The sequence below is a fragment of the Georgenia sp. genome (assembly GCF_054605595.1).
Map to the genome: position 1 here is coordinate 1 of NZ_JBTSDU010000093.1, position 13,022 is coordinate 13,022.

The 13,022-nt window shown below is 72.9% G+C and carries 13 protein-coding genes; 5 read left to right on the forward strand and 8 right to left on the reverse strand.

Features of this window, described 5'->3' with window-relative positions:
• The 4 genes from ACYC1Z_RS10890 to ACYC1Z_RS10905 all read right to left on the reverse strand — a co-directional run.
• Positions 1-1,050, reverse strand: a 1,050-nt coding sequence (locus ACYC1Z_RS10890) for an AMP-binding protein (protein ID WP_461409548.1), incomplete at its 3' end; no start/stop codon positions are given.
• A gap of 12 nt (positions 1,051-1,062) precedes the next feature.
• Positions 1,063-2,226, reverse strand: a complete 1,164-nt coding sequence (locus ACYC1Z_RS10895; protein ID WP_461409549.1) for a glycerate kinase — start codon at positions 2,224-2,226, stop codon at positions 1,063-1,065.
• Positions 2,227-2,356: 130 nt separating this feature from the next.
• Positions 2,357-2,515 (reverse strand): methionine/alanine import family NSS transporter small subunit, encoded by a 159-nt coding sequence (locus ACYC1Z_RS10900; protein WP_461409550.1) that lies wholly within the window; start codon positions 2,513-2,515, stop codon positions 2,357-2,359.
• Positions 2,512-4,092 (reverse strand): sodium-dependent transporter, encoded by a 1,581-nt coding sequence (locus ACYC1Z_RS10905; protein ID WP_461409551.1) that lies wholly within the window; start codon positions 4,090-4,092, stop codon positions 2,512-2,514. Before ACYC1Z_RS10905 ends, ACYC1Z_RS10900 begins: the two co-directional genes overlap by 4 nt.
• Positions 4,093-4,363: 271 nt before the next feature.
• Between ACYC1Z_RS10905 and ACYC1Z_RS10910 the strand changes: the two genes are divergently transcribed.
• The 3 genes from ACYC1Z_RS10910 to ACYC1Z_RS10920 all read left to right on the forward strand — a co-directional run bounded on the left by ACYC1Z_RS10910 (position 4,364) and on the right by ACYC1Z_RS10920 (position 6,675).
• The gene (locus ACYC1Z_RS10910) at positions 4,364-5,071 is read left to right on the forward strand and encodes a purine-nucleoside phosphorylase (protein ID WP_461409552.1); all 708 of its coding nucleotides are present in this window, start codon (positions 4,364-4,366) and stop codon (positions 5,069-5,071) included.
• A 175-nt stretch (positions 5,072-5,246) separates the two neighbouring features.
• The gene (locus tag ACYC1Z_RS10915; RefSeq protein ID WP_461409553.1) at positions 5,247-5,924 is read left to right on the forward strand and encodes a hypothetical protein; all 678 of its coding nucleotides are present in this window, start codon (positions 5,247-5,249) and stop codon (positions 5,922-5,924) included.
• A gap of 103 nt (positions 5,925-6,027) precedes the next feature.
• Positions 6,028-6,675, forward strand: a complete 648-nt coding sequence (locus tag ACYC1Z_RS10920; protein WP_461409554.1) for a TetR/AcrR family transcriptional regulator — start codon at positions 6,028-6,030, stop codon at positions 6,673-6,675.
• A 69-nt stretch (positions 6,676-6,744) separates the two neighbouring features.
• Here ACYC1Z_RS10920 and ACYC1Z_RS10925 read toward each other — a convergent pair whose 3' ends face one another.
• Entirely contained in the window at positions 6,745-7,347 is a 603-nt protein-coding gene (locus ACYC1Z_RS10925) for a MarR family transcriptional regulator (protein WP_461409555.1), read from the reverse strand.
• Between the two features lie 40 nt (positions 7,348-7,387).
• Positions 7,388-8,410, reverse strand: coding sequence for a cyclic nucleotide-binding domain-containing protein (locus tag ACYC1Z_RS10930; RefSeq protein WP_461409556.1), 1,023 nt, complete (start codon positions 8,408-8,410; stop codon positions 7,388-7,390).
• Positions 8,411-8,561: 151 nt separating this feature from the next.
• On the opposite strand from ACYC1Z_RS10930, the gene ACYC1Z_RS10935 reads away from it, so the two are divergent.
• Both ACYC1Z_RS10935 and ACYC1Z_RS10940 read left to right on the forward strand, forming a co-directional pair.
• Positions 8,562-9,509 carry an ATP-binding cassette domain-containing protein gene (locus ACYC1Z_RS10935; protein ID WP_461409557.1) on the forward strand — a complete coding sequence of 316 codons (948 nt, stop codon included), beginning with the start codon at positions 8,562-8,564 and terminating at the stop codon, positions 9,507-9,509.
• Positions 9,506-10,318, forward strand: coding sequence for an ABC transporter permease (locus tag ACYC1Z_RS10940; RefSeq protein WP_461409558.1), 813 nt, complete (start codon positions 9,506-9,508; stop codon positions 10,316-10,318). The genes ACYC1Z_RS10935 and ACYC1Z_RS10940 overlap by 4 nt, the downstream gene beginning before the upstream one ends.
• Before the next feature lie 110 nt (positions 10,319-10,428).
• Here ACYC1Z_RS10940 and ACYC1Z_RS10945 read toward each other — a convergent pair whose 3' ends face one another.
• Both ACYC1Z_RS10945 and ACYC1Z_RS10950 read right to left on the reverse strand, forming a co-directional pair.
• A complete protein-coding gene (locus ACYC1Z_RS10945; protein ID WP_461409559.1) occupies positions 10,429-11,946 on the reverse strand; it encodes a molybdopterin-dependent oxidoreductase in 1,518 nt (505 codons plus the stop codon).
• 209 nt (positions 11,947-12,155) lie between these two features.
• Positions 12,156-12,800: a DUF3105 domain-containing protein gene (locus ACYC1Z_RS10950; RefSeq protein WP_461409560.1), complete on the reverse strand. Its 645-nt coding sequence runs from the start codon at positions 12,798-12,800 to the stop codon at positions 12,156-12,158.
• Between the last annotated feature and the right edge of the window lie 222 nt (positions 12,801-13,022).

Consider the following 13,022-nt stretch of genomic DNA (forward strand, 5'->3'; position numbering starts at 1 on the left):
GACGTCCAGGAGTGCCGCCGTCGCGAGCACGACGACGGTGCCCTCCGCCGCCGAGGCGGCGTCGTGGTCCGCCACGGCCGGGACCGCGGCGCCGGGCGCGGCGAGCGCGGACTGCTCGACGGCCGTGACGGCGCGGGCGAGTTCGGCGGGCGTGATCGCGGCCGGCCCGGTGTCCAGCGCTGCGCTGGTGGCGCCGAGCGCGGTCCCGACGAGGGCGTACAGAGCGGAACCGGCGACGAGCCGGTGCGTGGGCCCCTGGGCTCCGACGGTGTCGCGCAGGGCGGCCAGGCGCCGGTGGGTGTGGACGATGCCCGCCGCGGCCCCCGTCAGCAGGATCACCGCATCGGAGTCGGGCTCGGGCTCGGCGGGCAGCGCGGCCCCGGCCGCGGCGAGGACCGCGCCCCGCGCGCGGAGCTCCCGCACGGAGCCGAAGATGCCCAGGGCTCGCCGTCGGGAGTGCGCGGTGCGCGGCGGGAGGTGGTCGACGAGGCCGCCCTCGCCCACCACGCGGCCGTGCCGGCGGTAGACGATGAACTTCTGCCCGGGCAGGCCCAGGAGGCGAGCCGCGACGATGGCACGCTCGATGCCGATGATGTGGTCCGGCGCCTCCGCTTCGACCGCCCGGATCACGCGGTGCAGCCCGAGCACGCCCAGGCCGGAATCGGCGAGGATCACGACGGCACCCAGGCGCAGGCACGCGAAGGCCGCCGTGGTGAGATCGGCGCCGGGGGTGATCAGGAGGCTGACGCGGTGGCCCGGCCGTACCCCGGCGTCGGCCAGCCCGAGGGCAAGATGGTGGACGCGGACGGCCAGCTCGGACCAGGACGACGCGCCCGGGCCGGAGTCGGTCAGCTCGACGACGGCCGGCGCGTCGGAGTCGGCCCGCTCGGACAGGACCGCGTACAGGGGCCGGAAGGCCCGAGCCGCCGGGCCGGGGGCGTCCGCCGCGGTGGGTCCGGGCCCGGGGGCGTCCGCAGCGGGGGCGCTGCCGGCAGCCCCGTCGCCTCGTGGCCGCTGGCCGTCGGTGAATGTCGCATCTCCGCCGCTCATCACGAGCCAAGTTTACGGAGGTGGCCCCTGGTGGCGCACACCCGCCTCGATGGGCAGCGCGAGCAGGCGGAACACCGTCTCGACGGCGCGCTCGAGGTTGGCCGCGCCGGCGGCGAGGGCGGTCGGCAGGTCACCGACGGCCCGCACGATGGGCACGAGCGCGGTGAACCCGTGGTCGTAGAGTGCCTCGGCGCCGGTGCCGACGTGGCCGGCGAAGGCGATCACCGGGACCCCGTGCCGGGCGGCGGCCCGGGCGACGCCGTACGGCGTCTTCCCCCGTAGGGTCTGCCCGTCGATGGCGCCCTCGCCGGTGAGGACGAGGTCGGCACCGGCGAGCTGCTCCTCGAGACGGGCCGCGCGCATCACGACGTCGACGCCGCTGCTCATCGTGGCGCCCAGGGCCAGGAACGCCGCGCCGAGACCACCGGCGGCACCGGCCCCGGGCACGTGGGTGACGTCCCGGCCCGTGGCCCGCTCGAGTGCCCGGGCCCATCCGGTCAGCGCGGCGTCGAGGTGGGTGATCATCTGCTCGGTGGCGCCCTTCTGCGGGCCGAAGACGGCGGTGGCACCGTCGGGGCCGAGGAGCGGGTTGGTGACGTCGGAGGCGATCTCGATGTCGACGCCGGCGAGCCGGGGGTCGAGCCCGGTGAGGTCGAGCGTGGTGAGGTGGGCGAGCGCTCCCCCACCGCCGCGCAGTGGGGCGCCGTCGCCGTCGCGGAGGTCGGCGCCGAGCGCCTGGAACATCCCGGCGCCGCCGTCGTTGGTGGCGGAGCCACCCAGGCCGACCAGGAGCCGATGTGCCCCGCGGTCGAGGGCGTCGCGGATCATCTCGCCGACGCCACCCGAGCTCGCGGCGAGCGGGTCGCGCTCCTCGGGGGCCAGCAGGTGCAGTCCTGCCGCGGCGGCCACCTCGACGATGGCCAGGCGGTCCGTGGCCACGTAGCCGTACCGAGCCGTGATGGGCCGGCCGAGGGCGTCGTGCACGGCGACCTCGACGACCTCGCCCCCGGTCGCGGCGACCAGGGCGTCGGTGGTGCCCTCGCCGCCGTCGGCCATGGGGACGCGCACGCATTCGGCATCCGGCAGGACGGCCCGGATGCCGCGGACCATGGCCTCGACGGCCTCGGGCGCGGTCATGGACTCCTTGAAGGAGTCCGGGGCCAGGACGATCTTCACGGCTTCCCTTCCCGGCCGACGTCGGCATCCGGCACCGGTGTCGGCTCCGGCCGTCGTCTGCACTGTTGTCGGTTGTCAGGTGTCGGTCGCCGTTCGCCGACGGCGCCGGCTCCGGTCGCGGGCGTCACCGCTACCAGTTCAGGTCGGCGTCCTCGTCGCCGTCGAGGATGGCCGTGGTCTCGTCGGTGGGGTCGAGCGGGTGCCGCAGGAGGAAACGGATCGCGACGAAAAGGCCACCCCACACGAGGGTGATCGCGACGATCATCATGATGATTGCGACGGTGGTCATCGCCGGGCCTCCGGGCTGCTCTGCCCGCCGCGGTGCGCGGGCACGCCCGCGAAACCGGGAAGCGGGTCGGGGGTGAAGTCGTCCACCGGGCGGCGCCAGCGGACCAGGGTGTAGCCGAACGCGGCCAGGACCATGGCGCCGATCGTGCTCCAGCCGACGATGTTCACGAACGTCCACGGGTAGTCGCCGTACGGCGTGGTGACCAGGTCGACGACGGTGGTCACCAGCATGTAAGTGAGGGCGATCGGCACGACGAGACCGACGAGCACGCGCCACCAGGCGCCCACTCGGGCGGTGGAGACGGCGTTGAGGTGCGCCTGCAGCTCGGGCAGCTTGCGCAGCCCGAACCCGGCGATGAGGCACATGAGGATGGCGGACGTGACCACGCCGATCTCGTTCGTGTAGTGGTCGACCGTGTCGAGCATCGCCAGCGACGACGTCGTCGAGAAGAGGGCGAGCGAGATGAGCATGCACACGCCACCGATCAGGGCGGAGACCTGCACGCGGCTGAGCCCGAACTTCTCCTGGAACGCCGCGGAGATGACCTGCATGATCGACAGCAGGGACGTGAAGCCGGCCAGCGTCAGCGACCCGAAGAACAGGACGCCGAAGATCGGGCCACCCGGCATCATCGAGATGATCTGGGGGAAGGTGATGAAGCTGAGCGCCACACCGGAGATGCCCTCCAGCTCCCCGACGGAGATGCCCTGCTGGAACGCCATGAAACCGAGCGTGGAGAACACCCCGATGCCGGCGAGGACCTCGAAGGAGGAGTTGGCGAAGGCGGCGACATAGGCGACCGGCACGAGGTTGGAGCGCCGCCGCAGGTAGCTGGAGTAGGTGAGCATGATGCCGAAGGCGATGGACAGCGAGAAGAAGATCTGGCTGTAGGCGGCGATCCACACGCCGGGGTCGGCCAGCGCCGCCCAGTTCGGGGTGAAGAAGGCGTTGAGGCCGTCCAGGGCGCCGGGCAGGAACACCGCACGCACCACGAGGACCACGAAGAGCACGACCAGCAGCGGCAGGAACACCTTGTTCGCCCGTTCGATCCCCTTGGCCACACCGAGCGCGAGGATCACGAGCGTGACGACCCACAGCACCAGCATGGGCCAGAAGATGCCACCGACGATGTCGGCGGTGATCGTCGGGCCGGCGTCCTCCAGGAAGCTGCCGATGAAGAAGCCGCCCGGGTCGTCGCCCCAGGCGAGCGAGAGCGAGAAGCCGATGTACCGGATCGACCACACGATGATGACCGTGTAGTAGGTGGCGATCACGAATGCGATGGCCACCTGGAACCAGCCGAGCGGTTCGAACCGCTTGCCCAGCCGCCGGAAGACGGCGGGCGCCGAACCGCGGAAGCGGTGCCCGAGGGAGTAGTCGAGCAGCAGGATCGGAACACCTGCCGTGAGGAGGGCAACGAGGTAGGGGATGAGGACCGCCCCACCGCCGTTGTCGTAGGCGATGGCGGGGAACCGCCAGATATTGCCCAGCCCGACCGCGGAGCCGATCGCGGCCAGCAGGAAGCCGAGCTGACCCGACCACTGCTCCCGCTCGGTGTGCATCTTCGCCTTGCTCATCGTCATCTTTCCCTCAGGTGTACCCACCGCGATGGGTCGGAGCTCGCCGGGACGGGAGGGGTCGCCTCCGTCTGCGCGCCCCAGTATCCTCACTGGGGACGGTTCGCGCGATCCCCTCCGCGATGTGGCCTCCGATCCGCCGGCCGGGCTGTGGCGTTTCGCACATTCCCGCCTACCCGGGTACGCAGTGCCATGCCGAGGTCGACGTCACGCGGCGGCACCGTGCCACCCCGTGCGAGCATGGCCCCGAACCACGACCCGAGGAGTTCCCATGGCCACCCCGCACATCGCCGCCGAGCAGGGCGACTTCGCCCCCGCCGTCCTCATGCCCGGGGACCCACGGCGCGCCGAGCGCATCGTGGCCCTGCTCATGCCGGACGCCCGCAAGGTCTCCGACGTACGCGGCATCGGCGCATACACGGGCACCGTGAACGGCAGGCCCCTGTCCGTGATGGCCTCCGGCATGGGCATGCCCTCGCTCGGCATCTACGCCAACGAGCTGTACGGGCAGTTCGACGTGCAGCGCATCATCCGGGTCGGCACGGGCGGGGCGCTCGCGCACTTCGTCAAGGTGGGCGACGTCGTCATCGCGCTCGGTGCGCACACGGACTCGGGGATGAACGCCCACCGGATCCCCGGGATCCACTTCTCCGCCGTCGCCTCCTACAACCTGGTCGCGGCCGCCGTGGCCGCGGCCGGCGGGGCCGACGACGTCCACGTCGCCCAGGTCGTCTCGCGCGACAACTTCTACGGCAACGCTCCCGAGCAGGTCCAGAAGCTGGCCGAGTACGGCACCCTCGCCGTCGAGATGGAGGCCGCCGGACTGTACGGCGTCGCGGCCCAGCACGGCCGGGAGGCCCTGACCGTGCTGACCATCTCCGACCACCTCCTCGACGGTTCCCGGGACATGGACGCCGACGAACGCGAGAAGAACTTCGAACGAGCGCTCACGCTGGCGGTTGCCGCCGCGCACTGCTGACGGGCACCACGCACCGCCGGTCCGGCGCCCGAACTCCGACCCGGTGCCTGCGGTCGACCAGGCACACCAAGCGGTGACCCGTTGCACGCCAGGGAGCCGGGTAGCACACTGGTGAGGTCAACGCATCCAGTGCCGAAGCCGGTGATCTCCGATGATGGCGTCCGATCAACCAGACATGCTGCCGATGCTCGGGCGTGGCAAGCATCGCAACCCGCGTCGCGGTGCCTGCTTCATGGAACTGGCCTCGTTCCTCGCCGGTGAGCGGTGGAGCGACCGGCCCGGGTGCACGCACCCGCTGCTCGCGCATCTCGCGCGTCTGGTCAACGACTGCACCAGCGACGAGGCACGCCCGCTGCTCGCGCCGCTCATCCCCTCGATGATCGGCCTCACGAGCACGGACCCGCGCTGGAACCACGAGATCGCCCTCCTCGCGGCCATCACGGCGCTGCCGGTGGTGGCCGAAGAGACCCAACGCGCGCTCGCCGTCGGCGCCCTGAGCGTGGACCGGATGCTGCGGACGGGCGACGGTCGATCCGGGGGCGAACTCCGTCCGTCGACGAAGGCCGCGCTCGAGGGGGTGCCCCTGGCCCACCGGTGGGCCGGGGACTTCATGGCGCACGGCGCGATCGGGCCCGTGCGCTATCACCCCGGCCCGGTCGTCCTGGATTTCGCCGTACCGGGCATCGCCACGGCGTGCGTGGCGGACGCCGACGTCATGCTGCGCGGGCTGCTCACGTCCGCGGTCGAACTGTGCGAGGACCTCGCGCGGGCTGAGCACCCCCGACCCGAACGACTGCCGGAGCCGCTCACCCCGGACCGCTGGCGTGGCGTGGTCGAGCCGGCAAAGCGCTGAGGACCGCCCACCAGAACTGCCCATCGAGGTCTGCCCCATTCGCGTCGATTCGGGACCGCTCGCCGGTAATCTCTGCAGGCAAGGCGACGAGAGGGTCGAGAACATGTCCCAGCAGCAGACTTCCGCAGGTACCGAAGCGTCGGTCCGCCGCGGCCCTGGCCGACCCCGCCACGCGGACACCGAGGCCCGTGCGTACCGCGCCGTGCTCGAGCTCTTCGGCCAGAAGGGCTGGTCGGGCCTCAGCCTCGACGGTGTGGCCACCCATGCAGGGATCGGCAAGTCCTCGATCTACCTGCGGTGGAAGGACAAACGCGATCTCCTCCTCGACGCCCTGCGCGACCTGGACACCCACCTGTACGCCCCTGCGGAGAACGAGCAGGTCGGCATCCGCGACTACCTCCTCGCCCATACCAAGGCCCGCGCCGAGCTCTACCTGGGCGAGCATGGCTCGGCGCTGGCCCATCTGTACTCGGCGGCCCAGGCGAACCCGGCCGAGTTCGAGGAGATCCGCAAGGAGGGCATCAGCCGAGGACTGCTCAGTTTCGCCAGCCGCATCGAACAGGCCGTCGAGGCCGGGGAACTCCCGGCCCACACTCCCGTCGACCAACTCCTGGACGCCATCGAGGGCGCGGTGCTGGTGCACATCATCCTCAGCACGCCGAGCAGCAAGGCGCGGCTGAAGGATGGCATCGACGACTATGTCACCACGCTCATCGACATCCAGCTCCGAGGGATCGGCGCGGAGGTCTGAGGGCCCGGCAGACCGGCCCGCTCCCAACCTGGCCCGGCCCCCTGCGGGACGAGGGGCCCGGGTCGCGCATCACGCGCCGGCGATGAGCCCCGCGTTCGGCGAACGCGACGTCCCCGCCACCGCGAGGCGCCGACCGGCCCGGACGACCGCCGTGTGCAATCGCTCGGCCTCTTCCTCGTCGAGGCTGCCGAGCACGGAGTCGGTCAGCCGGACCTGAAGCCCCTCGACCTGCCCGAGGACCACCTCACCCGCGGTCGTCGCGTGGATGAGCCCGGGTTCCCCGAACGGGGCGGACTCGTGGCGGTGACGCCCGAGCAGGCCCTTCTTGATCAGGCCGTCGCAGGTGGCGGTGGCCGCGGCGGCGGTCTGACCGGTGCGGCGGGCGACCTCCCGGGGGTGGTCGGCGCCCTCGTCGACGGCCTCGAGTGCCTGCAGCTCCCCGAGGCGGAGCCCGGTGAGCTGCTCGATGGTGCGGAACACCTGGTCTCGGGAGTCGCTGAGGTTCGACAGCCGGTCCACCAGCTCGAGCGTGTCCGCCAACCGTTCGCTGGGTTCGGCGCGGCGGACGGTCTGACGGACCGAGGCCGCACGGGTGTGCGGATCCGGCCGGTTCCACGGGGCGGGAAGGTTCGGCGGGGGCTCTGTGGGGCTGTCCTTGCGGTCCTTCTTCACACTCTGCTCAACGGGTGGTCACCGGCGCGTGTTCCCGGATCTACCGGTGCGCCATCGGCTGCCCGCCCGGCGCACCGTCCCGCAGCTCCTCCACGGCCCCGAGCTTCGCCACGTCGATGTCCGCCGCGTCCACGGCGGCGAGCCGCACCGGGGTGCGGCTGGTCAGCGTCCCAGCCCACGGCCGCGGGCCGAGGACCTCCCGCTCCCCGAGGACGGCGCCCGCCCCCACGTGCACGGTCTGCGCGTCGTGCTCGACCGCGACGACGCCGCCGAGGACCACGAACATCGCCCCGGCCGACTCCCCCGCCGTGGCGAGCACGGTCCCGGCCGGGACGTCCCGGAACCTGGGCGCCCGGCCGGCGCGGAGGATCCCGGTGAGCTGGCGTCCGAGTGCCTGCTCCGACGCGGTCACCACGGTGCGGGACTGCGGCGCGCCCCATGGGGTGCGGTGCGTGAGCGCCGCGCGGAGCCACTCGGCCTGGTCGGTGAGCCCGCCCCGGAGCGTGATGGTGCCGTCGGCGCCGTACACCCAGTGGCGCGGGAAGGCACTCGCCCCGGGCATGGCGACGTCGGCGGTGCCGTCGGAGCGCAGCGTGAGCGTGAGCGTGGTCCACACGAGGGGTGCCTGCCACAGCACGGGACCGTCCCCCTCGGTGCTCGGCAGCGGCACGCCGCAGCGGCCACCGAAGGTCTGCACCAGGTGCACCAGGCCGTCCTCGACGACCGGCTCCTCCCGCAGTGTCGGGAAACCGTACCCGCCGAAGGTGGCGCCGGTGTGGGGCAGCCGCACGGTGGTCGAGCCGACGACACCGCCCGGGCCCTCCGCGTACCCCCACGCGGTGGCCGCTCCGGCGTCGTCGAACTCCGCGTACCCGCCCAGCACGTTGGCCGACCGGAAGCGGTCGTCGGGCCGCAGGCGCTGGACCGCCGCGACGTCGGGTAGCGCGGCCAGGGGCGGGGTGCCGCCGTCGGTGAGCCCGACCTCGAGCCCGTGCCGCAGCCACGCGGCGACGGACTCCGCCGGGATCCACGACAACGAGATGGTGTGGGACTCGACCTTCATCGGGACCTCCGGAGCTCTCCAGCATGGTCCGGCCCATTGAACCAGCGCCCGGCCGACTCCGACACCCGGGCCACCGGGACGGGCCCGTCCAGCCGTCACGACGCCCGATTCGTCCTGGTCGCGCCGGCCGCGAGCGCGTACGTTCGCTCCCGTGACCCACGCCATCGAGGCGGTCGGCCTGTCGAAGCGCTACGGCGACGTCGTCGCGCTGGACGGCGTCGATCTTCACGTCCGCACCGGAACCGTCCTCGGCCTGCTCGGGCCCAACGGGGCCGGGAAGACCACGTGCATCCGGATCCTCACCACGCTGCTGCGCCCGGACTCGGGCACCGCCACGGTCGCGGGGGCGGACGTCCTGACCGAGCCGCGCACGGTCCGCGAGCGCATCGGCCTCTCCGGCCAGTACGCCGCCGTCGACGAGTACCTGACCGGCTTCGAGAACCTCGACAAGATCGGCCAACTCTACCACCTGCCCCGCCGGCGCAGCCGCGATCGGGCGCGGGAGCTGCTCGCCCAGTTCCGGCTCGAGGACGCCGCGGACCGTCCCGCGAAGACCTACTCGGGCGGGATGCGCCGTCGTCTCGACCTGGCCGGCGCCCTGGTGGCCGACCCCCCGGTGCTGTTCCTCGACGAGCCGACCAGCGGCCTGGACCCCCGCTCGCGCCTGGACATGTGGGAGATCATCCAGACGCTGGTCACGGGCGGCTCCACGGTGCTGCTGACCACGCAGTACCTGGACGAGGCGGACACGCTCGCCGACGAGATCGTCGTCATCGACCACGGCCGGCTCATCGCCCAGGGCACCGCCGACCAGCTCAAGGCGCAGGTCGGCGGTGAGCGCCTGGAGGTCCAGGTCTCCGACGTCACCCAGCTCGACGCCGCCGAGGCGCTGCTCGCCGACCTCGCGGTGTCCACGCCGACCCGCGACGAGCGCACCCGGCTGCTGGTCCTGCCCGTGCGTGGCGGGACCGGCCCCCTGGTGGACGCGCTGCACCGGCTCGACGGCGCCGCACTGTCGGTGGACGACATCGGCATCCGCCGGCCCACGCTCGACGACGTGTTCCTCGCCCTGACCGGCCGAGCCACGGAGGAGTCATGAACATCGCGACCGCGGTCCGCGACGCGCACGTCGTCGCCAAGCGCAACCTCATCAAGATCAAGCGGGTGCCCGACCTGCTGGTCTTCACCACGATCCAGCCCATCATGTTCGTGCTGCTCTTCGCGTACGTCTTCGGCGGGGCCATCGCCCCGGAAAGCGGTGGGGCGGCCTACCGGGAGTTCCTCATCGCGGGGATCTTCGCCCAGACCGTGGTCTTCGGTGCCACGATCACCGGCGCCGGGCTGGCCGACGACATCAAGAAGGGCATCATCGACCGGTTCCGCTCCCTGCCGATGAGTTCCTCGGCGGTGCTGGCCGGGCGCACCCTCTCCGACGTCGTCAACAATGTGCTCGTGCTCGTGGTCATGGGCCTGACGGGGCTGGTGGTCGGCTGGCGCATCCGCACGTCCGTGCCCGAGGCGCTGCTCGGCTTCGCGCTGCTGCTGGTCTTCGCCTACGCGATCTCCGGGATCATGGCGTGGGTCGGGATGATCGTCCCCACCCCCGAGGTGGTCAACAACGCCTCGTTCGTCATCATCTTCCCGCTGACCTTCATCGCGAACACCTTCGTCCCGCTCTCGACGCTGCCGGGGCCGCTGCGCACGTTCGCCGAGTGGAACCCCGTCTCGGCGGTGACCCAGGCGGCGCGGGACAACTTCGGCAACCCGGACCCGAACCCACTCACGCCCGCGCCGACGTCGTGGGCGTTGCAGAACCCCGAGCTGTACACGCTGCTGTGGGCCGGCCTCGTGCTGGTGGTCTTCGTCCCGCTCGCGACCTGGCAGTACCAACGCTCCACGCGCCGCTGACCGCAACCTCGACGCCGTGCACCGCCCACAGGCGGCACCCCACGCCCACAGCAGGCACCCGTCACGCAGTACGCACCCGCCGCCCGCGGCCGGCACCCGTCCGTCGTCGCTCAGCGCACCTGCACGTCGATCCGGTGCCAGCCGGTGGCGCCGTCGGGGACGACGCCGGCCCGCTCCCCGGTCTGCACCAGGCCGTCCCGGTCAGTGGCCCGCACCTCGAGGTGGTGCGACCCGGGCGGGGCGTCCCACCGGTACACCCACTGACGCCACGCGTCGACGTGGACGTCGGTGGCGAGCTCGGCGGGCTCCCACGCGCCATCGTCCACCCGTACCTCGACGGCGGCGACACCGGTGTGCTGGGCCCAGGCGACGCCGGCGACGACGACCTCGCCGGCGTCCACCGCGCGGCCGCGCGGGACGTCGATGCGCGAGGAGAGCTTGACCGGTCCGCGCGGGGACCAGCCGCGGTCGGTCCAGTACGCGGTCTCGTCCGCGAACCGGGTGACCTTCAGCTCGGTCACCCACTTGGTGGCCGAGACGTAGCCGTACAGTCCCGGCACCACGAGGCGGACGGGGTACCCATGCGCGGCCGGCAGCGCCGTGCCGTTCATCCCGACGGCGACCAGGGCGTTGCGCTCGTCGGTGAGCACCTCCAGCGGTGTGGAGGCGGTGAAGCCGTCGGCGCTGCGGGAGAGCACCATGTCCGCCCCGGGCAGCGGGCCGGCGCGGGCGAGCAGCTCACGCACGGGCAGGCCGAGCCAGCGGGCGTTGCCCACGAGCTCGCCACCGACCTCGTTGGACACGCAGCACAGCGTCACCCAGGCCTCGATCAGCGGGGCGGCGAGCAGCTCGTCCCAGGTGAGCCGGACCTCCTGCTCGACCAGGCCATGGACCCGCAGCTCCCACGTGGCCGCCTCGACCTGGGGCACGAAGAACGCGGTGTCGATCCGGTAGAAGTCCGCGTTCGGCGTCTGGAAGGGCGCGACCCCCTCGACATTCACCTCGGCCCCGGCCGGCGGGGCGGGCACCGGGCTCGCCGGGGCAGGCAGGGCCACCGGCGCGGGTGCGGGGCCGGCGCGTGCGGTGAAGGCGCGGTTCGCGCCCGCCCCGGCGAGCGCGACGACCGCGACGGCGCCCGCGCCCTGGAAGAGCCGGCGTCGGTCGAGCACCTTCCGGTCGACCATGGCCCGAGCGGGGTCCGGTGCGGCGTCGGGGGCGAGGAGGCCGGTCAGGGCCGCCGCCCCGGCAGCCGTGGCGGCGACGACCGGCCATGCCGCGACGAGGCCGCCCTCGGGCCGGGACGCGGTGGCGAGCGCGGCCACCGCCCCGATCAGGAGGACGACGCCGGCGCCGGCCCAGCGGCGGTGTCGTTCCCGCCCGCCCGCCCAGGCGGAGAGCGTCACCATCACGGCCGCGATACCGACGCCGAGCGCGAGCTTGTCGTCGGTGGCGAAGAGGTCGATCGCGAGCGCCTTGAGCCACGACGGTGTCAGGTCGATGAACGCCTCGGCCACCGCCTCGACCGGGCCCGGGCCGCTGGTCGCGATCCGCACCAGCACCTCGGCGAGCGCGACCGCGGACCCGACGACGACCACGCCGAGCAGTGCCGCGTACCGGCGGCTCACCATGGGGTCGAGGCTACGCCTCGGGCACCGCCCCGGGGGGATCCCGACGGACCGCTCGGACGGGGGCCGGTCCCGGGCGTGGGTGCGCGGCGGCTCGGGCGCGCGGGCGCCGTCGAACTGGTCGAACCGGCGCTGCGTGGTCATACCGGGCCTGAGGGGCACCGGGTCGGCTGCGTGGTCGTCGGGCCCGGGGTGCGTCGTCGTGTTCTCGCTCAGGCGACCGGCGTGCCCACTCCGCCGACGCAGGTCGCACCCGGTTCGGGCGTCTGCTCACCCTGGAGGTACTTCTCCAGGAAGACCGGCAGGCGGGGGTCGGCGGCGTCGTCGAGCTCGAGCTGGCGCCCCCAGGCGCTCATGACCACGGGGGCGGCTACGTCCTCGTTCGGGGCGAGGATCGCGTATGCCTCACCCTGCACGGCCTCCGTGAGAAGGGCGACCTGGTCGGCCGGCAGCTCCGGGTCGTACGCGATCCACACGGCACCGTGCTCGAGCGAGTGCACCGCGTTCCCGGTCGGGACCGGCTCGTCGTAGATCCCGCAGTTCAGCCAGGCCGCGTCATGGTCGCCACCCGCCGGGGGGTAGCCAGGGTACTCCACCGCACCGGCGACGTGGTTCGCGCTCAGGCCGTCGAACTCCTCGACGCCATCGATGGGGGCGTCGACGGCGGCCTGGATCGCGGCCCGATCCCGGGAGGCACTCACGAGCGGCACCGCCACGGCCGCGACGAGGCCGAGGGTGACCGCGCCCGCGGTGCCGAAGATGATGGCCTTGCGGCGCCTGTCCTTGCCCGCAGCCTCGGCCCGCATCGCCGCTACCTTCGCCGCGCGGTCCTGGGTCTGCTGCTTGCGGTTGTTCACGGGGCTCCTCGCACATCCGGGCCAATACTTGTCCATTCAATTACCCGGCCACTCTAACCCGCGAACCCGGCCGCCCGGAACCCTACCACCCGATGCGCGCCGCTCGGATCACCGAACGCGACGCCGTCGTGCGCCGCACGTTTCGACGCCGACGGCGTCCCACTCCCCCACTCGCCGGTCATTCGCGACGTGGTGGCCTTAGCGGCGGTGGGCGCCCGGTCG